Origin of the sequence: Cohnella sp. AR92 (assembly GCF_003990975.1) — a bacterium.
Classification (GTDB): Bacteria; Bacillota; Bacilli; order Paenibacillales; family Paenibacillaceae; genus Cohnella.
This window is the reverse complement of sequence record NZ_RZJR01000003.1, coordinates 15,061-37,736: the sequence shown is the minus strand read 5'-3', so window position 1 is coordinate 37,736 and position 22,676 is coordinate 15,061. Positions and strand designations below refer to the sequence as shown.

General features: G+C 53.5%; 21 protein-coding genes. 5 read left to right on the top strand and 16 right to left on the bottom strand.

Features of this window, described 5'->3' with window-relative positions; genetic code table 11:
• Positions 1 to 169 precede the first annotated feature (169 nt).
• Both ELR57_RS28530 and ELR57_RS04980 read right to left on the bottom strand, forming a co-directional pair.
• Complete coding sequence (locus ELR57_RS28530) at positions 170 to 5,836, bottom strand: rhamnogalacturonan lyase family protein (RefSeq protein ID WP_370452208.1); 5,667 nt, start codon at positions 5,834 to 5,836, stop codon at positions 170 to 172.
• A 292-nt stretch (positions 5,837 to 6,128) separates the two neighbouring features.
• Positions 6,129 to 6,926, bottom strand: a complete 798-nt coding sequence (locus ELR57_RS04980) for an AraC family transcriptional regulator (RefSeq protein ID WP_126957905.1) — start codon at positions 6,924 to 6,926, stop codon at positions 6,129 to 6,131.
• 151 nt (positions 6,927 to 7,077) lie between these two features.
• Between ELR57_RS04980 and ELR57_RS04975 the strand changes: the two genes are divergently transcribed.
• On the top strand, positions 7,078 to 7,857 hold the full coding sequence (locus ELR57_RS04975; RefSeq protein WP_126957903.1) for an ABC transporter ATP-binding protein: 780 nt from the start codon (positions 7,078 to 7,080) through the stop codon (positions 7,855 to 7,857).
• A 76-nt stretch (positions 7,858 to 7,933) separates the two neighbouring features.
• Here the strand turns inward: ELR57_RS04975 and ELR57_RS28035 are convergent, their stop codons facing one another.
• The gene (locus ELR57_RS28035) at positions 7,934 to 8,296 is read right to left on the bottom strand and encodes a hypothetical protein (RefSeq protein ID WP_192896536.1); all 363 of its coding nucleotides are present in this window, start codon (positions 8,294 to 8,296) and stop codon (positions 7,934 to 7,936) included.
• Positions 8,297 to 8,333: 37 nt separating this feature from the next.
• Here ELR57_RS28035 and ELR57_RS28215 point away from each other — a divergent pair, with 37 nt between their 5' ends.
• Positions 8,334 to 8,546: a hypothetical protein gene (locus ELR57_RS28215; protein ID WP_238162405.1), complete on the top strand. Its 213-nt coding sequence runs from the start codon at positions 8,334 to 8,336 to the stop codon at positions 8,544 to 8,546.
• A 156-nt stretch (positions 8,547 to 8,702) separates the two neighbouring features.
• On the opposite strand, the gene ELR57_RS04965 is transcribed toward ELR57_RS28215, so the two are convergent.
• The 3 genes from ELR57_RS04965 to ELR57_RS04955 all read right to left on the bottom strand — a co-directional run bounded on the left by ELR57_RS04965 (position 8,703) and on the right by ELR57_RS04955 (position 12,438).
• Positions 8,703 to 10,217, bottom strand: coding sequence for a malate:quinone oxidoreductase (locus ELR57_RS04965; protein ID WP_126957901.1), 1,515 nt, complete (start codon positions 10,215 to 10,217; stop codon positions 8,703 to 8,705).
• A 241-nt stretch (positions 10,218 to 10,458) separates the two neighbouring features.
• The gene (locus ELR57_RS04960; RefSeq protein ID WP_126957899.1) at positions 10,459 to 11,637 is read right to left on the bottom strand and encodes a serine hydrolase domain-containing protein; all 1,179 of its coding nucleotides are present in this window, start codon (positions 11,635 to 11,637) and stop codon (positions 10,459 to 10,461) included.
• Between the two features lie 153 nt (positions 11,638 to 11,790).
• Positions 11,791 to 12,438, bottom strand: coding sequence for an alpha/beta hydrolase (locus tag ELR57_RS04955; RefSeq protein ID WP_126957897.1), 648 nt, complete (start codon positions 12,436 to 12,438; stop codon positions 11,791 to 11,793).
• Positions 12,439 to 12,635: 197 nt separating this feature from the next.
• Here ELR57_RS04955 and ELR57_RS04950 point away from each other — a divergent pair, with 197 nt between their 5' ends.
• Positions 12,636 to 13,589 (top strand): hypothetical protein, encoded by a 954-nt coding sequence (locus ELR57_RS04950; protein WP_126957895.1) that lies wholly within the window; start codon positions 12,636 to 12,638, stop codon positions 13,587 to 13,589.
• Between the two features lie 78 nt (positions 13,590 to 13,667).
• Here the strand turns inward: ELR57_RS04950 and ELR57_RS04945 are convergent, their stop codons facing one another.
• From ELR57_RS04945 to ELR57_RS04920, 6 genes are all read right to left on the bottom strand, one after another.
• Positions 13,668 to 14,147 (bottom strand): DinB family protein, encoded by a 480-nt coding sequence (locus tag ELR57_RS04945; protein WP_126957893.1) that lies wholly within the window; start codon positions 14,145 to 14,147, stop codon positions 13,668 to 13,670.
• 80 nt (positions 14,148 to 14,227) lie between these two features.
• Entirely contained in the window at positions 14,228 to 14,812 is a 585-nt protein-coding gene (locus ELR57_RS04940) for a GNAT family N-acetyltransferase (RefSeq protein ID WP_126957891.1), read from the bottom strand.
• Positions 14,809 to 15,324, bottom strand: a complete 516-nt coding sequence (locus ELR57_RS04935; protein WP_158629935.1) for an RDD family protein — start codon at positions 15,322 to 15,324, stop codon at positions 14,809 to 14,811. Before ELR57_RS04935 ends, ELR57_RS04940 begins: the two co-directional genes overlap by 4 nt.
• A gap of 261 nt (positions 15,325 to 15,585) precedes the next feature.
• A complete protein-coding gene (locus ELR57_RS04930) occupies positions 15,586 to 15,864 on the bottom strand; it encodes a hypothetical protein (protein WP_126957887.1) in 279 nt (92 codons plus the stop codon).
• A 37-nt stretch (positions 15,865 to 15,901) separates the two neighbouring features.
• Complete coding sequence (locus tag ELR57_RS04925) at positions 15,902 to 16,114, bottom strand: hypothetical protein (RefSeq protein ID WP_126957885.1); 213 nt, start codon at positions 16,112 to 16,114, stop codon at positions 15,902 to 15,904.
• 12 nt (positions 16,115 to 16,126) lie between these two features.
• On the bottom strand, positions 16,127 to 16,606 hold the full coding sequence (locus ELR57_RS04920; RefSeq protein ID WP_238162404.1) for a DUF4830 domain-containing protein: 480 nt from the start codon (positions 16,604 to 16,606) through the stop codon (positions 16,127 to 16,129).
• 202 nt (positions 16,607 to 16,808) lie between these two features.
• On the opposite strand from ELR57_RS04920, the gene ELR57_RS04915 reads away from it, so the two are divergent.
• Positions 16,809 to 17,159, top strand: a complete 351-nt coding sequence (locus ELR57_RS04915) for a hypothetical protein (RefSeq protein ID WP_126957883.1) — start codon at positions 16,809 to 16,811, stop codon at positions 17,157 to 17,159.
• A 50-nt stretch (positions 17,160 to 17,209) separates the two neighbouring features.
• On the opposite strand, the gene ELR57_RS04910 is transcribed toward ELR57_RS04915, so the two are convergent.
• A complete protein-coding gene (locus ELR57_RS04910; protein WP_126957881.1) occupies positions 17,210 to 18,250 on the bottom strand; it encodes an NAD(P)-dependent alcohol dehydrogenase in 1,041 nt (346 codons plus the stop codon).
• Positions 18,251 to 18,391: 141 nt separating this feature from the next.
• Complete coding sequence (locus ELR57_RS04905; RefSeq protein WP_126957879.1) at positions 18,392 to 18,781, bottom strand: MerR family transcriptional regulator; 390 nt, start codon at positions 18,779 to 18,781, stop codon at positions 18,392 to 18,394.
• Between the two features lie 164 nt (positions 18,782 to 18,945).
• Here ELR57_RS04905 and ELR57_RS04900 point away from each other — a divergent pair, with 164 nt between their 5' ends.
• Positions 18,946 to 19,269 carry a carboxymuconolactone decarboxylase family protein gene (locus ELR57_RS04900; RefSeq protein ID WP_126957877.1) on the top strand — a complete coding sequence of 108 codons (324 nt, stop codon included), beginning with the start codon at positions 18,946 to 18,948 and terminating at the stop codon, positions 19,267 to 19,269.
• A 242-nt stretch (positions 19,270 to 19,511) separates the two neighbouring features.
• On the opposite strand, the gene ELR57_RS04890 is transcribed toward ELR57_RS04900, so the two are convergent.
• A complete protein-coding gene (locus ELR57_RS04890) occupies positions 19,512 to 21,575 on the bottom strand; it encodes a transglycosylase domain-containing protein (RefSeq protein WP_126957875.1) in 2,064 nt (687 codons plus the stop codon).
• Positions 21,576 to 21,681: 106 nt separating this feature from the next.
• The gene (locus tag ELR57_RS04885) at positions 21,682 to 22,575 is read right to left on the bottom strand and encodes a polysaccharide deacetylase family protein (RefSeq protein WP_126957873.1); all 894 of its coding nucleotides are present in this window, start codon (positions 22,573 to 22,575) and stop codon (positions 21,682 to 21,684) included.
• Between the last annotated feature and the right edge of the window lie 101 nt (positions 22,576 to 22,676).

Here is a 22,676-nt window from a genome sequence, read left to right as displayed (position 1 = left end):
ACACATGCCCTCTTATTTGTATCGCCAGGTCTATCCCCTCGAAGCGAATTCCGATCCTAGCCCTAAATTACCGGACTTCCGGAAGCGGCTTATGGATGGGAACAGCAAAAGCTGCGCCAATGGCGCAGCCTAAGCGGATTGCTGTACAGCGAATAATGTTTGGGTTTTCCTACTTTCCGACCGTAACGGTTATCTTCGACGTGCGGGTCTGCCCGGTTGCATTGCTGAGCACGGCCTCATACTCATAGGTTCCCGGGGCCTTCCCCGAGATGTTCGTCGCCGCGGTTTGAGCGCTCGGAGTATGAGCCGACAGATCCTGCGAATCGACCAGAACGCCATTCTCGTAAAGATCGTAGCGAGTAGCATTCGTGCCCCACCACAGGTTCATCGAGATCCGGTAGCTTCCGTCTCCATCCCAGTTGTCGTGCGACAGGACGGCCTGCCCGGGCGCTGCGTCCGTGACGTTCACCGTGATCGGATCGCATGCCGTCGTGCCGTATTTGTTGATCAGCTCGCATGTGTAAACATAAGTTCCGTTGTGCTTCCCGCTGATCGCCGTCTTCACCGTCTGCGCGGCGGGAGATCCGTCGCTCAGGTTCGCGAGATGGACCAGATTCCCGTTCTCGTAGAGCTTGAACACCGTGCCGTTATTGCCATGCCACAGGTTCATCGCGATCGTATAATCGCCGTCCCGGAGACCCGTGTCATAGCCGTTATCGCTGGACAGCACCGGCTTGCCGGGGGCTCCGATTGCCAGCTTCGCCGGTGCGTCCGCCAGATAGATCTTCGGCGCCGGCGGCTCCGTCATGCCGGTTCCCAGGAAAAAGCTCGTATGCGGCGGCTGGTTATAGCCGGTATTCTGCCAGGCAACCCCGAGGCGATAGATCGGATCGTGCATCAAGGTGCGCAAGCGGGTGACGGTCAGGTCGGTCGTCGTATAGATTCGCAGTTCGCTGCTGTCCGTATTGCGCCATACGACTTCCTCACGCCAGTCGCCGAACAGGTCCGCCTGCAGATTCGGCGTCGCCTTGGTGCCGTTGTTCGACAGCGCGCCTTCCGCCGTGAACAGCCGATGGGTCGTGCGGTTCGCGTAATCCCACTTGTCGATGCGGTTACCGTCGAGCAGCTCGCGGCTCAGGTCTCCATCCCACCAGATGCCGAAGTTCGTGGAGCTTGGAATCGTGCTGCTGATCAGTTGCCCCTGAGCGCTGTACAAGCCGGTAAGCTGAACGTACTGCTCGTTCGTGACCGTGGTTGCCCATACCTCTTCCCCCGGATAGTTCGGGTCGATATCCGCGGACATGCCGCGGCCGGTATCGACGCCAGTCCAGACTCCCCACAGCACTTCTCCCGTCTTCGCGTCGCGGAAGTCCATGCCGTACGGCGAATCGGTATGCTCGTGTACGTTGAAGAATTCAAGCCCGGGACGGCTAGGGTCCAGGTCTCCCAGATGCTGCGCGTCCCCGTGCCCGAGACCGGTATTGTAGAGCGGCTTGCCGTCATCGTCGATCGCCATCGCTCCGAAGGTGATCTCGTCCTTGCCGTCTCCGTCGACGTCGCCTATCGACAGATTGTGGTCCCCCTGTGCCGTATAAGCGGCTCCGTATTCCTTGTCGTTGGAGTCGAACTTCCAGCGTTCGACCAACCGGCCATTCTTATAATCGTAGGCGACGATAACCGTTCTAGTGTAATAGCCTCTGCTGAAAATCAAGCTCGGACGTTCGCCGTCCAAATACGCAACGGCGGCCAGAAAGCGGTCCACTCGGTTGCCGTAAGCGTCTCCCCAATCCGCCACGACGCCTCGCGGCGGATCGTAATCGGTCGTCGTCATCGCCTTGCCCGTCAAACCGTTGAATACGGTCAAATATTCCGGACCTTCCAGGACATAGCCGCTGCTGTTGCGATGGTCGGCTGTCGCATCGCCGATGGCGGCCCCCGTTCCGTCGATCGTGCCGTCCGCCGTCTTCAAAGCGACTTCCGCCTTGCCGTCGCCGTCCAGGTCGTACACCATGAATTGCGTATAATGAGCGCCCGCCCGGATATTCTTGCCGAGGTCGATGCGCCACAGCCTCGTTCCGTCCAGCTTATAAGCGTCGATATAGACGTTGCCGGTATAGCCGGCTTGGGAATTGTCGTGGGAGTTGGACGGATCCCACTTGACGATCAATTCATAGGAGCCGTCCCCGTCCAGATCGCCGACGCTCGTATCGTTCGCGCTGTAGGCATAGGCTTCTCCCGCCGGAGTAATGCCGCCCGCGGGCTTCTGCAGCGGGATGGACCAATAATTCGTCTGCCAGACCGCCGTCTCCTTCGAAGCCGTCCGCTCCTTGCCGCTCGCGTCAACGGTCTTGAGCACATAAACGGAAGAGCCGGTGCCTGACGCGTCGAGCAGGTTGGTCGCTCCGGTAATCGGCGATGCGTTCACCTTCGCGCCGTTCCGGTACAGGTTGAAGGCGATATCGCTCGGATCCGTGCCGAGCATCCTCCAACCGACATACACCCCGCCTTCCTGCTTGACCGCCACCAGCGCGCGGTCCAAATATTCCGCCTGACGGAAGAGGACGGTTACCGCCGGCGTCGCCAGCGTATCGGACAGCTCGGAGATGCCTCCCGCGCTGACGGCCGCCACCTTGTAATAATAAGGGATCGTGGTCAGTACGGTCGTATCCGTGAAGCTGGCGTCCTGCGTTCTGCCGACCGGCTCGAAGTCGCCGTCTTCGCTATCGGAGCGATAGATCCGATACGTTCTCGCGCCTTCGCTCGCATCCCAGATCAAGGTAAGATCGTTCTTGTTCACGTCTTCCGTCCGAAGATGGGACGGCGCGGCCGGAATGGGCACGCTCGGATCGATCAAGGATACGGAGACCGCATTCGAAGGCCCTGTCTCCGCCCCCGCGGCGTCGGAGGTCGACACCCGATAGGAATAGGTCAACCCGACGTCGACGGCTTGATCGACGTAGGAATTCGTCGTCGTGCCGGCCAACAGCTCGTAGTTGTCCGACTCGCCGACCTTGCGATAAACGTTATACTTAGCCGCGTCGTCGCCCCCCGTCCAAGAGAGCGAGACGGACGGATGCTCCGGATCGGTGTCGACCGCGTCGGCTGCCAGTCCGGAAGGAGCCATCAGGATCGGCGTTATCTCCAGACCGTTCACGATAGCCGTCGCCCCGCCGAAGCGGAAGCTCATCTGGCCGTCCGATACCCAGATCTGCGAGATGATTTTCTCCGCGATGGTCTTGCTTCCCGCCGAGACGGTGCCGTAGTCGACGTCTTCGACCGCAACGGTCGTTCTCGCGCTTCCCAGGTAGTCGCCCACGTAGAGCTTCGCCGAGTAGAGGCCGTTCGGCACGTCGACGTTAAACGTCCAGCCCACGTTGAAGTAACCTATCCAGTCGCGCAGGAGATCGGTTCCCGTCGCGCGGTCGCGCCCGATCATCCCCGTCGGATCGACGATGCCGTAGCCCCGCTCCGGCGCGTAGACCGTCGACAGATTCACCTCCCGGTAGCCCTCCATGACCGGAGAACCGGCGAGGCCGAAGTCGAACTTGAGCGTCGCTTGCTTCGTGCGAATCACGATCGCGTCGGAAGGCTCGGATTCTCCCTTGCCATTCACGGCCGTGACGTAGACATCGTACGACTTGCCTTCCTGCATTCCTTGAATCGCGATGGTCGGCACGGTCGCCGACCCGATCAGCGAATACTCCGCTTCGTCGGCAAGCTTGCGATAGATCTTATAGACGTCCGCTCCCTCCGCCGCGTTCCAGGTAAGCACCGCCCCGGCGTTGCTTACGCTGCCCGCCGCAAGGCCGGTCGGCTTCGCGGGCGCTTCCGCCGAAGACTCCGTGGCCGTAACGGCAGAGGACAACGGCAGTCCAAGCTCCCGAATGCCTCCGGAGAGCAGCCGCGCGATCTGAATGGCGCCGTATTCCTGGAAGTGCGTGTCGTCAGCCGAGCCGCTCGGGAACGCGCCGTATACTCCCGCCGGAACATGCAGGAAGACGGCAAGCGTCCCTTCGGGTCCGATCGTATTGTAGTACTCCCGGCTGAGCGTGCTGAGATCGACCAACGGCACGTCCAGCTCCGCCGCCAGATCCTTCATCGCAGCCACATAGTCCGGGAAGCTGACGTTGAACAAGCCCGTACTGGCGTTATAATCGCGTCGGCCGACCGGCGTTACGAGAATCGGTATGGCGCCGCGCTGCCGTGCGCCTTCGACGTACGTCCGCAGGTAATTCTTGTAGTCGGCCGGAGACGCATACCGTTCCGGCACGCTGATCGTCGCGTCATTATGGCCGAACTGGATCAGGAAGTAATCGTTCGGCTTGATCGCGCGGAGGATCGTATCCAGACGGCCTTCCAGCAAGAAGGATTTCGAGCTTCTGCCCCCGATAGACTGGTTGCTGAATTCGATGTCGCTGGAGAAGAATCGGGGAATCATCTGGCCCCAACCGGCTTGAGGCTTCCAGTATGGGTCGTAAGTCTGGACGGTCGAATCGCCCGCGATGTAGACCGTCGGGGTCTCGCCGGCCGAGCGTTCCGGGAGCTTCTCGATAACGATCGCGTTGATCTTCGGGGCCGAGCCCGCGAACGTAAAATTAAGCTGCCCGTCCACCAGCGCGACTTGGAATGATTGCTCCAGGTAATCTCCGGCTGCCTTCGAAGCGAGTGCGATCTTGGCGGCCGTCATTCCCTCGACGGACACGGCGGTCTCCGTGGCGTTGTTCGCATCTCCCGCGGTGACCGTCACCGAATAGTCGCCGTTCGGCAGGTCGACGTTGAAGTCCGTTCCCTTCGGCATCAGGTAATCGGATTTCAACGCGTCGGCAGTGCCGCTGTCGCCGGAGAAGACGAGCGACGGATTGACGAAGCCGTATCGAAGCTCCGGCGAGTAGGCAACGGGAGAACGGATTCCGAAGTACCCGTCCGCTACCTCTCCCGGACCGAAGTCCAGCTTCAGCGGCAGCTCGGAAGGAAGCGGCTCCGCATTCGCCGGTGGCTCCCCGCTCTCCGGCATTTCCGCCGTTACCGCCGCGCTGGCTTCGGATTCCGTACCGGCGGCGTTCAATGCCGTTACTCGATAAGAATAGGTTCCGCCGAGAACAACGGAAGTGTCGGAATACGTCGTTTCCGCCGCCTGGCCAAGCAGCTCGAAGCTGCCGTCCGCGCCTACCGAGCGGTATACGTTATAGAGGACGGCGTCCGCGACTCCGCTCCATTGAAGCGAGACGGAAGGGGGCGAGACGGCGATTCCTTTGATCGCAAGGGAACTTGGAGCCGCCAGGGGCGCCGGCGCGACTTCCCGTATCACGATACCGTTCAGATAGGCCCCTCCGCCGTTCGCGCCGCTTAAGCCTACATTAAGCTGTCCATCCGCGACCGTCGTCCGGAACGTCGCTTCGCTGACCGATTGGCGAGCTTGGACGGTTCCTGCAGCGGTGCTTTCCAACGTCACGTTCAGCTTGGTCGTCGAGGTACCCGCGAGCAGATCGCCGGAATACACCGTGACATCGTAATCGCCGTTCGGAATGTCGGTCTGGAAGCCGAACGAAGCCGCCAGCACGAAGTCGTTCGTCAGGTCGGTGCCGCCCGAACGGAGCCGGGAATTGACCGCCTGATCCAATCCATACCCGCGCTCGACCGTGTACAGATCGTTCGGACCGACCCCGATAAAGCCTTCCATGACCGGACTGGTCCCCGTACCGAAGTCGAACCTCTGCTCGAACGTTCCCTCCGCACTGGCGGCGGATACCCTTGCAGGAATAACCGGCAGCGCCAAGGAGACGAACATCGCGACGCTCATCAGCGACGCTCCGAATCTTCTTCTTTTCCTAATCACAGCGTTCTCCTCTCTTTCGGTTTATCTATGATTCTGCTTTGCTCCCTTCTGGTATAACGCCGACATCCCCCTCTCCCGCCCGAAAGTGAAGCGCTTACAAAACTAGCGCCATGTCTGCATCATAGTCCCGGTCTTCCCCCCGGTAAATCGTGAGTATTGATAATGGCGTTCACTTTTGATTTTCTCAGAATCGTTCACCTATTCGTAACTCCTCAAAAATCAATTCTGAAGAGAAGAAGCAAAAGTTACTTCTCCTCTTCCTTGCGCTATTTAAAGTCGCTTCCGCTGCCGATCAACCCTTGCGAAATTGCTCCGGCGTCTTGCCGGTCATCTTGACGAAGGTGCGATAGAACTGGCTCGTGCTCGAGAAGCCGAGATCGAAGCTGATCTCCGTCGCCGTGGACGATGTCCGTCCCAGCCTCGCCTTCGCCTCCTCGATCCGCAGCGCCAGCATGTATTGATAGGGGGTCATTCCGAGGATGGCCTTAAACGAACGGATAAAATGAAACCGGCTCTGCAGCGCGATTGCAGCCAACGTATCGATGTTGATCTTGTCGGTGTAATGCTCGTGCATGTAGTCCAGCGCCTGCGCCATATGCCGATCGGCCGCGGTTGCGCTCGCGATGGCGGCGTCCCTGCGGTTCGTCTGATTGCCTCTTAACACCCGGGACAGAAAATAGAGCACCTGGGTCTCCGTCTCCTGTACGGCCAGAGGCTCCTGGGAATCGCTCAGCAGCAGCGCAGCCGCCCACTTCCGGAACTCGCCGCTTAGCAAGCCCGGATCGATCTTCTGCCGGCATTCCAGCTCAAGCGGCCGCTCCCGATTGATCTCCGCGAGGCTTCCCCGATCCACCTGAAGAACGATGACGCCGGAGCTGCCTTCCACATGCAGCTCATGCGGCTCCTCCGGGTATTGCACGAAGCCTTCGCCGCTCGCCAATTCGTGGGCCTGCTGCTGTCCGACGAACAAGCAGGAGCCGTAGATCGGCACCGTGATTTGGAAGTCCCTCTCATGAACGTGCGGAGGCGTCGCGTGGTGTTCCTCGATTCGCCATAACGACATATGCGGGGTATCGATCCGAACCTTCATCGCCTATCACCCATGCTTTCCTCTCCTCTATGTGAGATGAGTATAGCAAAAGTTGCCGGCATTCGCCGCAATTTTCGCAACGACGCCCGCTGCTTGGTTTATTAAAATGGATAGATAGAGCGAACACGGACATTCATAGGAGTGAGCGGACATGGAATCGATGATCGAGCTTGAGGGAGTAACCTGGAAGCGCGGAGAGCTGCAGCTGCTGAAGGAGATTAACTGGCGCATTCGGAAGAATGAGCACTGGGCCTTGCTCGGCCTGAACGGCTCGGGCAAGACAACGCTGCTCAACATCATTAACGGGTACTTCTGGCCGACCAAGGGGAACGTAACGGTTCTGAACCATCGATTCGGGGAAGTGGACCTAAGGGAGCTGCGCCAATCGATCGGCTGGGTCAGCTCCTCTCTGCAAGAGAAGCTGTACGGAAGCGATCGTACGCAGTACGTCGTTATCAGCGGCAAGTTCGCATCCATAGGGCTTTACGAGAACCCGACGCCCGAAGATTTCGTTCGCGCGGGGGAGCTGATGACCGCGCTCGGCTGCTCGCATCTGTGGGACCGCGAATATCGGACTTGCTCGCAAGGAGAGAAGCAGAAGCTGCTGATCGCGCGGGCGCTCATGGCCGATCCGAAGCTGCTGATCCTGGACGAGCCGTGCAACGGGCTCGACTTGTTCTCGCGGGAGCGGCTCCTCGCCAGCATCGACGACTTGACCCGGCAGGAGGATATGCCGACGATGATCTTCGTCACGCACCATACGGAGGAGATTCTCCCCGCTTTCGGGCATACGATGCTTCTTCGGCGCGGCGAAGCGTTCCGCCAGGGCGCCACGGCGGAAGTCATGGATTCGGAGACGCTGAGCGAATTCTTCGAAGCTCCGGTCGTCGTGGAGCGGCACAAGGATCGCTTCTTCGTTCGGTTGGCTTAAGAAGAAGAAATCGCGAAATCTATTCGAATAATCGAATACAATCGCGAGCTGCACGGTCTCAGCAAACGGTGACAACTTAATTGCCTGCAACATCTCCCCTCTTTCCCGCGTCACAATTAAGGAAGGAGGGGGTTCCAATCAGTAGAGGTTTCATTTGGTTACTTATCGCATTCAGCTTAGTCGGCATAATCGGGTGCTCGAATTCGCAAGCGAATTCATCCGGCAAGACAAGTTCTCCCGAATCGCCCAGCGCGCCCGGCGTCACTGCCGTCTCAAGCCCGACGCCCAGCCCGTCCGGTCTCGTCCAGACGGGCGACAAGCCGCCGCAAGCCTCCATCAAGATCGGGAACAAGACGTACCCGGCCAAGCTCGGCACGTATTGCTGGACCGCCTCTTGCGTCGATACGGTCGGACCGGAAGAACTATTAAAGGGCGACAAGCCGATTAATGTCTCCCCGGGGACGGAAATCCAGTTCGTGATGGACTACGACCCTCTTCCGAATCAAGTTCATGTCACGATGTCCAAGGACGGACGCCCCACGGAGGTCGAGGTCGAGAACAACACGATCAAAGCTCCCGCGGCGGAAGGGACGTATTATTATTCGTACGGAGTCTGGTGGATGGATGAGAACAGAGAGAACGTCTCCAATGGAGATGCTTTCTATAGCTTCGTCATCAAAGTGATTTAAAAGGGGATCCTGTTTCTTAACGGTTCCCACATCGATTCCCATAGGGTCTCCCTTAGCGTCTTCCGCTATCCGGAATATCCATTATTTAAGCGATCGGTTGGTTCCGACAGACAAAACCGCCGTCCCCAAGGACGGCGGTTTTGTTCTATCGTTCGATCACGATACGCTAGTCGCTTGCTCGGTCACTTTCGCGTTCAGGCCAAGCGACTTCGACGTAGCGGCGTACAGTTCTTGAATAAGCTCCGGATTCTTCTGCAACGATAAGCCGTAAGACGGAATCATCTCGCGGATCTTAGGCTCCCATTCCTTCATGTGCTGCGGGAAGCATCTCTCCATCACTTCGAGCATGACGGATACGGCCGTCGATGCGCCTGGAGAGGCGCCAAGCAACGCCGCGATCGACCCGTCGGCCGCGCTGATGACTTCCGTGCCGAATTGCAGCGTTCCTTTGCCGCCTGCTTCCGTGTCCTTGATAATTTGTACCCGTTGACCGGCAACCAGCAGATCCCAGTCCTCGCCCTTGGCGTTCGGGATGAATTCGCGGAGCGCTTCCATGCGCTTCTCCTTCGAGAGCATGACCTGCTTGATCAGATACATCGTCAGAGAGGCGCTCTTGACGCCTGCCGCGAGCAAGGTGAGCAGGTTATGCGGCTTAACGGATTTGATCAGGTCGAACATGGAGCCGAACTTCAGGAACTTCGGCGAGAAGCCCGCGAACGGACCGAACAGGAGCGATTCCTTGTTATCGATAAAGCGGGTATCCAGATGGGGCACGGACATCGGAGGAGCTCCGACCGGCGCTTGGCCGTACACCTTCGCATGGTGCTGGGCAACGACCTCCGGCTTCTGGCAAACCATGAACAATCCGCTGACCGGGAAGCCTCCGACGCCTTTGCCTTCCTCGATGCCCGACTTCTGAAGCAGATGAAGGCTGCCGCCGCCGCCGCCGATGAAGACGAACTTCGCCGAGTGGCGTTCCACCGTTCCGTTCTCGACATTGCGAACCTTCAGATTCCAAGAGCCGTCGCCGGCGCGCTTGATATCGTCGACGTTGCGGTTGTACTGGATCTCGACGTTCTTGTTCTTGAGATGGTTCAGCAGAATCTCCGTCAGAGCGCCGAAGTTGACGTCCGTACCCGCTTCGGATCTCGTTGCCGCGATCGGGCCTTTCGAGGTCCGATTCTTCATCATCAGCGGAATCCATTCCTTCAGCTTCTCCGGATCCTCGCTGTATTCCATCCCTTCGAACAGCGGGTTATTGGACAGCGCCGCATAACGCTTTCTCAAGAACGCGACGTCCTTCTCCCCTTGAACGAAGCTCATGTGAGGCACGGATACGATAAAGTCCTTCGGGTTGCGGATCAGCTTGCTGTCCACCAGGTAAGACCAGAACTGTCTGGACAATTGGAACTCTTCATTGACTTTAATGGCTTTCTTAATATCGATGGAGCCGTCCGGCTTCTCCACGGTATAGTTAAGCTCGCACAAAGCGGAGTGGCCCGTTCCCGCATTATTCCATACGTTGGAGCTCTCTTCCGCCGGGATCGCGCGCCGCTCGAAAATCGTGATATTCCACTCCGGCTTTAATTCCTTAAGCAAGGAACCCAAGGTCGCGCTCATGATTCCGGCACCGATCAAGATCACATCTGTTTTGGTTTGTTTGCTGCTCATGTTAACCGTCCTTATACCTTATATTTGCAGAAGGAAGTAGGCGCTCCCGTCGAACCGACGCTGCCAGCCCGTGAGCAACCTAATTGACTCAACTATTATGGAACAATTATAGCATAGTGTAGCGTCATAATTTATTCATAAAAATATTTGATATATGTGATAGGTTTCAGCTATTCGCGCCCAAATACCACGAAAATACGAAAAAAGACCGCGATAACCGCGATCTTCGTTCGGATATTTGTCACACATAGGAACTGAGAACAATATTTCGCAGCTTGCGGGTGATCGGCATCGTGCCGGCATCCTTCTTCTGGATCATAAAAAGGAATGTTATCCCGTCTTGGGGACAATTGCAGAAGTAAGCGCCTAACCAGCCATCCCATCCATATTCACCCGAACTTCCCAGTACCAGAGCCTGCTCCGGGTTCGTCAGGATACGCATGAAGTTGCCGTAGCCGTACCCCGCGCTCCAGTGATTGGAGCCGTAAGCCTTCTGCTGCTCCGCGTTCAGACTGGCGGTCGTCAGGTACTTGACCGTTCTCGGCCTCAGGATCCGCTTGCCGTTCAAGGTTCCGTTATTCATCAGCATGGAGGTAAATCGCGCGGCGTCCTCGATCGTCGAAGCAAGCCCGGCTCCTCCCGACTCGAATGCCGGGTTACGGTCGAACAGGTGATTGATTCCCAAGTGGTTCCCCGTATACAAAGCCAGTTCGCCTTCACCATCGTCCTGGTAGGTCTTGGCCAAGCGCGCTCTCTTCTGCTCCGGAAGCCAGAAGCCGGTGTCCTGCATGCCCAGAGGCTCGAACAGCTCTCTCTGCAGGAATTCCCCGAGCCGCATGCCGCTTGCGGCTTCGATGACGGCTCCAAGCACGTCGGACGAAGTGCCGTATTCCCAAGAGGAACCCGGCTGGAAAAGGAGCGGACACTCACCCAATCGGTTCATCGCTTCGTACGTCCCCATCGGCGACTCGCCGAGCAGACGCTCTTCTATCTCCCGGAACAAAGCTTCCGTCTCTCTGCCCGCAAGATGATGGCCTCCGTACACTAATCCGGACGTCATGGAGAGCAGATCGTGGAGGTTGACCTCCCTATGGGCCGGCACCAGGTCGCGACCTTGAACGACCTTCTGATTCTTGAAGCCGGGAAGATACTTGCTGACGGGATCGAACAGGTCAATGATCCCGCGTTCCAGAAGGATCATGGCGGCCGTGGCGGTGATCGGCTTCGTCATCGAATAGAGGCGGAAGATGGAGTTTCTCGAGATCGGCTGCTTGGCTTCGATATCCGCCCATCCATCCTCGTGGTAGAAAATCTCGCGTCCGTTCTTGATCACCATCACGTTCGCTCCGGCGATCTCCTTGTTCTCGATGCTCACTCGCAGCGTTTTCTTCAATTGACCCATTGCGATTTGATCTAGCATGTCACTTGAAGCTCCTTCCCAAAGGTGAAAATAGTTTCGCTTCTTTATGACCTATTTCAATATGTAATAGAATCAAGTCCACCTCTAACTATACTACAATTTAACAGAAAACGACTCCCGCAAGTCGCGAGAATCGTCATTTTTTGCATGGGTTTAGGCCAGTCCGGCATCCCTCTTAAGCCACTCCAAGAAATCGCGTTGATTCGCTTCCGACACGCCGTGATCCGTCGGATAGAGATGGAAATCCAGCCGCGAAGACAGGTCCTTGAAATAAGCCGCCGTCTCGTGGCCGATACGCACCGGGAAAACGGAGTCGTACTCGCCATGCGAGATAAAGATCGACACCTCCCGTACGCTGCGCAGAGGATACTCCGTCTTCACGAAGTCCGGCACATATCCGTTGAGCGCGACAATTCCCTTAAGCTTATCCCCCATCGTAAGGGCGAGGGTCATGGACAGGATGGCGCCTTGGCTGAAGCCGAGCAGATAACGCTTCGCCGGGTCGATGGGATAGTTCTCCGTCGCGTAGGCGATGAAGGCTTCAAGCCGCTTAGCCGCTTCGTCGAACTGCTCCCGAATCGGGTTGCCCAAGCTTCTCAAATCGTAATATTGATAGCCTATGCCTAGTCGCAGATTGCCGCGAATGCCGATCAGGATGAACTCTTCCTTAAGCGGCTCGACCAATCCGTACATATTTTTCTCATTCGAGCCTTTGCCATGGAGCGTAAAGACGACTGGATACTTCTTGCTCGGGTCCAGCTTAACCGGCAGATGAATGTCGTATTCATAGAATGGGGTCATCGTGCATTTCTCCTTAGAGGTCATTTACTTCATAAATGTATTCTACTTACTTTATATTACTCCATATTTCCCCGGAGCGCTAGTTGTCATATTTTGCCTTATTAAAGGAAACATATGGTGACAAATTCCAACAATTCTTTTATACTTGAAAAATGTGTCATTCTAGTATAAAAAATGTACTGCAGGAGGGTAACAAGATGAAAATGAAGAAGTCTGCAATGGTAGCATCCGTTATGGCCTTCGGACTGCTCTGCGGAGCCGTTGGAGCAGGAGCCGCTACGGGTATCCAACAGATCAAGGCGGCGCTGAACTGGAACTTGAAGTTCCAAGTCGACGGTTCGTCTTGGAGTCCGGTAGACGGAAACGGCAACAAACTGGCTCCTATCGTGTACAACGGGTCTACCTATCTCCCGGCTCGGGCGATCGTTGAGAAGGTTGGCGGCACGATTGGGCTTTCCGGTAACACCATCTCGATCACTACGCCTTCCGGCAGCGTTGATGGCTATCCGACCGATCTCGGCGGCGGTTCTTCGAACAGCGGAAATTCGTCCGGTTCGTCCGGCTCTTCCGGTTCGTCCTCCGGTTCTTCGAGCAGCGGAACGTCTTCGACGAACGGCATGACGGCTGAGACGGCTGTAGCTCTGGGCAAGACTTTGACCTTTGCCGACAGCTATAGCTACGAAGGAACGGAGTACAGCACATCGAACTCCATTACCGTAACGAGCGTCAAGTCGATCACTCGCGACCAGATTGCCGACCTCGGGTTCCGTAAGCCGGAAGAGGACGCGGATATCGAGTATAAATTGGTCAAGATAAAAGTTTCGACCACCGCCAAGATCAAGTCGCTCGACAGCGATTGGAATGGTTCCTATTACCTGTCGATGCTTGCTCCCGAAATCTGGGGTTCGAAAATAGCGACAGGTACGGGCGGCATCATCGGAGGTACGAGTTACGGCTTCGATGGCGCTCTGGATAACGCGGTATCTGCGGCAACCAACAGCAAGAAGCTCGCTCCGGGCGAATCCGGCAGCTTCACGGCGGAAGGCAGCGTGATCCTGCCTGTGCAAACAGGCGAGACGAACTATCTGGTGTTCCGACTCCAAAGCGATGTCGACTATGACAAGTCCTTCAAGTTCTTCGCATTGAAATAACAGCCCGATCGGCTCTTAGCCGCAAGAAACCCGCTCCCTTATGGGGATCGGGTTTCTTTATGCTATTCGCCCTCCCCCTTATTTCGTCCGTACATAAACGATATAATCGGTCGCTACTCCCTTGTATCCCAAGCTGCGCAGCATCGTGGTGATATTGCCTCTATGATAGGTTCCATGATTGACGATATGCGTGAAGATCTCGGATACCGAGTTCTGGAACTCTTCGCCCGCGCTGTTCTTGTAACGAACCTGCTTGTCCGCATCATCCAAGGAAGCCAGGTAATCGGCGTATTGTCTTTGCAACAGACGGAAGGATTCGCTTGCTTCCTCGACATGAAGGAATGGCTTCGGTGCCGACTTGGCAGCCCCTTCTTCTTTTAGCCTCGATAACCAAATCCCATCTGCAGACAGGAGATGACTAATGACATCGGCGATAGCGGCAAAGCCTAAGTTCAATTCCTTGTTGAATACCTCTGTTGGCAAAGTCTTAAGATACTCCATCACTCTCTCGTTAGCCCAAACATGGTAGGCATAGGCTTGCAGCAGACTCTCCGTCATCGTGTTCTGTTCCTCCTAGCTCCTAAAGTGATAGTCTAATATATGCAGCTCTCAGGAGTTTCATTGCTTTCTAAGTTCGATTAAGGGAGTGAAGCCATTCCCGTATACTCATTCCTCAGAATGGCATACAGTTCCAAATCAACTACGCCTTTACCCGACCATACGCTCCCTTGTCGGATGGTTCCTTCTTTAATGAATCCATTCTTGGTCAGAACCCGCTTGGACGCTTCGTTCCCGATCATGACCTCCGCCTGGATCCGATTGATCTCAACCGTTTCGAAAAGATAGCGGAGAAGCAGCCTAACCGATTCCGAAGCAATTCCTTGGGCCCAATAGGATTCTTCTAAGAAATAGCCGATGGTAATCATGTTGACCTTCTGGTTGTAATCGAAAGCCTCGGCGATCCCTACCAGCTTATTCGGGGCATCGTTAAGAAAGATCCCCCACTTCACCCTGGATCGTTTAAGATAATCCCGTTCGAAGTGGCCGATCATATTGCTAACCGTCTCGATATTATGTTTGGGGATAATGCCGCAGAATTCGAATACGCGATCATTATCGTAGATGGCAAACACGTCGTTTAAGTGAGCCGGCTCTATCTTGCCTAGTCGAACTCTCTCGCCTACGATGACGGGAAAAGAACCATACAGCTGGTCAATGCTCATAGCGAATCTCCGGCTATCATTCCATAGATGATCAAAACAGATACGCAGATAAGGATAGCGGGGCATACCAAATACCTTGGCCAGCTTATCTTCCCATAGGTTACCCTAAGCTCTAAATCCCGATCCCATGAAGTCACTCCGTCTCTCTTCAGGTTGGAGTAACCGATAATATTGGCAATAAGCTCGATGATGCCTATCCCTAATCCCATCCCCCTTAACCACACCAAGCGGGATCTCTTATAAGCGTCTACTCTTGCAATTTTGCTGCCGCCCTGGTTCATCACATTGATCTTCATAAGCTTCTTGCCAAGCGTCGTGCCAAAGTAAGCCATATAAGTACCATCCGCAATAAAATAAACGACCATGATTAGAAACCCAAGCAGATACTTGTCGACTTTGTTAATGCTTTCATAATCGATTACCGCCCACATACCGCCTAACACGATCGCATGTAAGTAAAAATCGAAATATCGAGCCCAGAATCTTCTCCATGGCGTAGGTTTGTTGGTCATTTGCATACTCCTTGAAAAGTTTATTTTATTCCTTACTTTCTTATTTTTCTCTCGGTCAACCCTCTCAATCAGTCGTTTTCTCCTACCTCCGCCGCATGGATTTTCAATTCCAAATCATGCCATATAATTTTCTTCATTATACGTTCTGTCGCCTAGTGTTTTCCATGATTTGTTTCGATTTACAACATAAAATGACACAAAAAAAGAAGCGGAAGCCGAATAATTCCGTTCTTCATCTAGGGAGGTTTGCGGTTTACGAGCCTATTTCTCGCTAGCCCAGAAATCTTGGTTCAAGATCGTAAACAGAATTGTCGAGCCGCCAAGCGAAGTGAAAATGATTCCTAGATCCTTAAACGACTCGATCTTGCTCCGGATCACCATCAAGTATTCCTCCGTATTCATTCCGCCACGATTGGACAGGAAGGACTCTGCGGATTGGTACCCCCAAGTTGTGCCGTTGACCAGGAAGAGGATTCCTAGAAAGAGGAAGATCGTCGCCAGAATCAATAGAAAGGCATGCTTCGAATTTACTTTCAACATTATCGCCCCTTAGGTATAAATGATCTTTTTCCGTCGTTTATTTGAATCCGTACCTTAAGATTTGCTCGCGGATGACTGGATTGCTGAACAGGAAGTAGAACAGTAGGACGAACACCAAGCCCCCCATGACGAGACTGAATTTCGCGGAGGCTTTGCTGTATCTTCCGATCATCGGCGAGATCACTACAAGCAAAGTCGCGAAGCAGATGACAACCAGGACTAGCAATCTAGCTGATAAATATTCCCACATCGTCTTCACCTTCTATAGCGTGATTTGTCCCCAGAGCCGCTCCTCGTCGACCTCAGCCTTTCTTAAGAGCGGTGTTGTCTCGCCCCTCTCCACCCGAACGGTTCCGTTGGAGTCGGTAATCTCTTGATTGAATTCCAAGTAACTACCGATGATCTTTCCTTCCGATTCAAAAATATAGCCAACAATCTGGTTATAGCGATCGGTTTGCTCCTTCAGGATGTAACCTGTCTCAATCACTTCCTTATCGGAATACGCAGCAAGATCAACGTGCCCCTCAGCCTTTACAATCGATAAGTGCTCGGGAAAAGCAGCCATCGTTCTCGGCGCATATTTCATTTCGGAACCGAACCGATCGATCCTCCAGCCATAATCGCTTAGAAAGTCCACGTGCTTTTTATCGAAATACTCTGTCCGTGCTTCTAGGTTCTCCTTGCATCCGGCTAACATAAGCAACATTAGCAACATAAGCGTAAGGAATAGCGGTTTCTTCACTTTCTCGCCTCCCTTATGGCGATTTCATTCGACTATTAGCAATCTATTCATGGTCGCCATCGTATCTTCTATTCTTAGACGCCGCTTATAACAAAATTGTTTTATTTTCCCATAAAGAAATTTGAAACGGCCGTTCCATATCCTGTAAAATGGCAAACAGAGACTCGGTAAACGCAAAATTAGACAAGTAAAGGAGATACGAATGAAAGGAAAAAAGGCAAGGATTATCATCCTATTAGCTATAGGCGTAATCGCAATTATTGTGGCAGTGACCTATATGAAGTATAGAAATCTCGAGACATTCGTAATAGAGAACGGAGTAGTTGTTTCCAAAGAGGGCGTTGTCTATAAATACGACGGCGGGCTTACTAGCGATTATGCGAGCGGTGATTTGAAATCGGTCCAAATGATTGGCAAAGTGAAGGGAGATGGCTTCTGGGGAAGGAGAATCTATCGATTAAAAGGAATTGGCGAAGCACAATCCATTGCCGTCAGAGGCTTAATGCTGCAAGAAGCATATACAAACGAGAACGAGGTTATATCCGAAAAGTAACAAGAAAAAGGCGGCTAATGCCGCCTTTTTGGCTTCCCCATTGAATTCTTTTATAGGGTTGAGATATCGATGACGAAGCGGTAACGGACATCGCTGCGAAGGACCCGTTCATAAGCCTCGCCCAATTGATCGGCCCGAATGACTTCAATCTGCGGGACGATGCCATGTTCGGCGGAGAAGTCCAGCATCTCTTGGGTTTCTCGAATACCGCCCACCAACGAACCGGCCAAGCTGCGGCGTCCCATGATGAGGGAGAATACTTGGAACTGGCTAGGCTCCGGCGGAGCGCCGACATTAACGAGAGTCCCGTCGATGCGAAGCAGAGACAAGTAGGCATCGACGTCAAGAGTGGCCGACACGGTGTTCAGGATAAGATCGAAACGATTGGCCAGCTTGCTGAACATCTCCGGATCGCTAGTAGCGAAGTAATGATCCGCACCGAATCGACGTGCTTCTTCCTCTTTATTAGGTGATCGGCTCAGCACCGTCACTTCCGCTCCCATGGCATGCGCATATTGAATCGCCAGGTGACCGAGTCCTCCCATTCCGAGAATGGCAACCTTCTTGCCCGGTCCGGCGTTCCAATGCTTCAAGGGGGAGTAAGTGGTAATTCCCGCACACAGCAGAGGACTCGCAACATCCAAATCCAGGCTGTCCGGAATTCTCACGACGAAGCTCTCTCTAACGACGATCCGCTGACTGTATCCGCCATAGGTCGGTTTGCCGTCATAATCCAAGGAATTATAGGTGTTGATGACTCCACGCGTACAATATTGTTCCTCCCCTTTGAGGCAGTATTCGCATTCGCCGCAGGAATCGACGAAGCAGCCGACGCCGACCCGATTGCCTATCGCGAACTTGGTTACCGCCGATCCGACCGCTTCGACAACGCCGGCGATTTCGTGCCCCGGCACCATGGGGAAGATCCCGCCGCCCCATTCGTCGTATGCGCTGTGAATGTCGGAATGGCAGATCCCGCTGAACTTGATAGCGATCAGTATATCGTCCGGCCGCAGCTCCCTGCGTTCGATCGTTGTTTTCTCGAATGGCGCTTTCGCCGTCGCTGCGCTTAATACATGCGTTTTACACATCTATTCTTTGCTCCTTTGCATTCGTGTTGGTTGACCCATAAACAAGCTTACAACTTGAAGTTGGCTTTAAGTCAACAAGCTTGACCAAAGAAAAAACCGCCAGGATCTATTCCTGGCGGCTTGCTGCAACTCCAATTCGATTCAAACCATAACCCCGTTCATCAACTCCGTTTCTTTGGCGCGCAATTTGCCATCGTAATTCTCGATTTTTCCGTTCAGCCTTCGGATCGTCTCGTCGATCTCGTTGCGCTTCTTCTCCAGTTTCTCCTTCTCCTGGACCAAGATGGCTTGGCGAGCTCCGATCGTATCGTCGCCTTGCATGAACAAGGAGGTATACTCGATGAGGGCTTCGATCGTCAGACCGGCGTCTCTCATGCACTTGATGAATTCAATCCACCTGATATCTTCTTCATTATAATCGCGGATTCCGCTGTCTCTTCGATTCACTGGCGGGATCAGCCCCACTCGTTCGTAATATCTCAAGGTTGCCGCGCTTAGATTAAATTGCTCCGCTACCTGTGCTATATTCATTTTCCCCACCTCGTTTTGGCTCCGTTATCTTTAACCATAACACTTAAAGTTAACTTTAAGTCAAGTGTTTGCGAGGGAATTTTAGTACTTGCATTGAAGTCGGCTTTAAGGTTTATACTTCACTTTGTCCTTGAATTTATACCACATGGAAAGGAGAACAATACATGACGGAGAAACAGACGGCGGGTAGGAATCTGCTAGGATCGTTCGCCCCGAAGTTCGCCGAGCTTAACGATGACGTTCTGTTCGGTGAAGTCTGGTCGAGGGAGAAGGAGTTATCTCCTCGCGATCGCAGCATGATTACGGTCAGCGCCTTGATCGCAAGCGGAAGCTTCGAGCAATTGACTCCGCATCTTCATAAAGCGAAATCCAATGGAATCGCGCGGGAGGAGATTGCGGAGATCATCACCCATCTCTCCTTCTATGCAGGCTGGCCCAAGGCTTGGTCAGCGTTCAATATTGCCAAAGAAATTTATACAGACGAATGAAAGCAGGTTAGAAAAATTGGCACATGAAGAGTTAAGCGACAGCACGATCTTCCCATTGGGACAGAAGGTTGAAGCCAACTTTGTTGGAGAAGCCTATCTGCAGATGGTGTTCTGGGACCCGACTCTGCTATAACAAGCTGTAAATAAACGGGGATGCCACGATCGCCTTTGTGACGAGAAAGCATCCCCTTATTTACTTATCACGCCACATTCGTATTAAAAAGTCTAGCAATTCTCAGTGTTCACTGTTCGTCCTTCCCGTGCCCCTTTTTCTTTTCTTCCTTCTTCTCTTGCTTTCGTTTCTCTATTTCTTTTTCCTTTTGCTTTTTCTCCTCTTTCTTTTGCTCCTTTCGTTGCTCTTTGGTTAACCGCTCTTCGTTCTTCGTCGCTTTTTCATTTGCTTTGTTTAGAATAATATGCGGTGCCGCAGGGAACTTCAGCTTCGGCTCATCCTTTAGCGCCCCATCCATCAAGGCTTTGAACACGGCGGCCGCTGCCGAAGAAGTCGTCGTCAGATAATGCTTGGAATCCGTCTTGTCATAGCCAAGCCATACTGCGCCAACAAGCTGCGGCGTATAGCCGACAAACCAATTATCCTTGGCTCCTTCCCCATTCGTTCCGTCCATTTGCGTCGTTCCGGATTTCCCGGCCGCTTCGCGGTCCGCAAGCTTACCGGCTTTCCCCGTACCTTCTTGCAGGACGCCTTGCATCATGGAGGTCAGCGTTCGGGCCGTTTCAACCGTCGTCGCCTGCACGCCTTGATTCTGTGCCGCTTCCGCCAGCACAACGCCGTCGGCCGTTTCAATCCGCGTAATCGTGTGCGCCTCATACCTTACCCCATCATTGGCAAATGCACCGAAGGCTTCCGCCATCTGAACGGGCGATACGCCTTCCTGCAGCCCGCCAAGGGCGAGGCCGAGGATTCGATCGCCATCCGTTAACGGGATGCCGAACCTTTCGGCTGCTTCCATCCCTTTGTCGATTCCGATCTCATTGAGCAGTTTCACTGCCGGTACATTATAAGAGTGAATGAGCGCTTCGTATAAGGTAACTTCTCCGTGGTAGGCCCCTCCTGCGTTCCGAGGACTGTAGCCGCCGAATTGAACAGGCTCGTCCATAATGGTATCCGTCGGAGAATACCCAGCTTCCAGCGCAGGAGCGTACACCGCGATCGGCTTCAAGGTCGAACCAGGTTGACGCTTTAACTGTACAGCCCTGTTAAAGCCACGGAACGGCTGCTCGCCCCGGCCGCCTATCAGCGCGCGAATGCCTCCGTCCCGCGGGTCGATCAGAACCGAACCGCTCTGAATGAGCTGATCCGCCGAACTTTGTGGAAACAGCGACGTATCCGCGTATACGCGCTCTGCCTCTCGCTGCATAGCCGTATCCATCTCGGAATAAATGCGCAAGCCTCCGTGTAAAATTTCGTTCTCCGACAAGTCGTAGAGGTCCATCGCCTCACGAATAATCGCATCCACATAATAAGGGAAGTTGATCTCATCGACGCGATCCGTTTTGGCCGCTTGCAGCCGAATGGGCTCGGCAGTCGCTTCTTCGTATTGCCGCTCCGTAATATAGCCTTGCTCTTGCATTAACTTGAGCACGACATTGCGGCGTTCCTTCGCTTTATCCGGATTCTTATAGGGCGTTAGCGCCGACGGAGCTTTGACAAGACCCGCAAGCATAGCCGACTCCGAGAGGCTCAACTCTTTCGCTCCCTTGCCGAAATAAACCTTCGCCGCCCGCTCGATTCCCCACGCGCCTTCGCCATAATAAATCTGGTTTAGATACATGGTTATAATAGCTTGCTTTGAATACCGCTCTTCGATTTTTTTGGCAAGGAGCACCTCGTTCCACTTTCGGGACCAGGTGCGTTCCTGCGATAGAAAAACGTTCTTGGCGAGCTGCTGCGTAATCGTGCTTCCGCCTTGGACAGTTCCTCCCGCACTTAAGTTCGTGGCGAAAGCACGAACAATGCCGCGGACATCCATGCCGTCATGCTCGAAAAACCGTTTGTCCTCGACCGCGACAATCGCTTGTACCATAGGTTCGGGAATGTCCGCATATTCGACTTCTTCGATAGTATTCAGCGATAGGCGGCTTGCTTCCTCTCCGTCGCGGTCATAGATGATCGAAGCGGCCGGAAGGGGCTCCTTCAACCGATCGATATCCTGAGCTTCGACCAGGATGCGGAAAGCTCCCCAGCCGCCCAAAAACAAAAGGATGGCTCCCAGGGAAGCCATCGACAGAGCTTTTTTCCAGACGGGTTTCCGCCGCTTGGGCGATTTCATTCTAGACAACTCCATGCTTGTTCCTCCATGCCTTGCGATGATCTGTTTATATTATTCGCAGCTGAGGTCATTTTTGCGGCGTATTGCGAAGCAAAGGAATTCCCCCTATACTCTCCGCATTCTACATGCTTCTTTGTAAGTCTCGAATTTCTTTCCACGATATCAGATTGATCCGCTCCCTGTTAATCAATTGCTTGATATCGATATCGTTTAGTAGACGATACTCCATTTCTCTTTCTTTATAACAGTTCGTTAATGCTAGCAACTGGTCGGTTATATGGGACGGATGCAAAGTCAGTTGGGTTATTCCCGGTTTTATGTTCTTTATTATCTCAGCTAATCGAATTTTCATTTTGCTGTACTCCATAATGGGATTCAAGCAATAGGGAAGAGAAACGATATCATCAATGAATAAGATTTTTCTATCTTTGGCCGATGCAATCCTTTTTTGAAATAACCTCCGTTGATCCGTATTAAAAAAGGGTTGTTCTAATATCCGGTTAGGTAAATGAAATGGGAGGCCATACTTTTCACATAAGTCGAATGCCACTTCCAAAAAATCCCGACCCGTGAATAATCCCATCAGGCTCCCCGCATGGCTATCGAGATGGGTCGGATCGATCCCTTTTAAGATTGCGCTTCGAATCTGGGATTCCATTTCGATTCGAACCTCATCTTCGTCGGCATTTATCTCCAATTGGGCAACATCGGTGTGAAAGTATCCGTCTGTCGTGATTAAACTATTTAATGTTCTTTTATCAAAGACTGGTGTATAAGGATTCAACTCATCACTTGTTAGCGTAAGATGAATTCCAATATTCTTTATCCCCTTTTGATTGCTTATCTCCATTGCTTCATTTGAATCAGAGCAAGGGATCATAATCGATGCGGAAGTTATAGAGTTCTCTTCAAACAAATGAAAAATGGCTTCGTTCGTCCCCTTAGTAATCCCGAAATCGTCTGCATTGATAATCAACAAGCGGTCATTCGCTGCAAAACCTAACTTGTGAATCATGGATTTCCCTCCTGTAACGGATTGATATCAAAACGAAATAACAATAAGGACGCAATCACTGTGAAGTGATTGCGTCCTTTTCGATGTACCTCTTTCCTAGG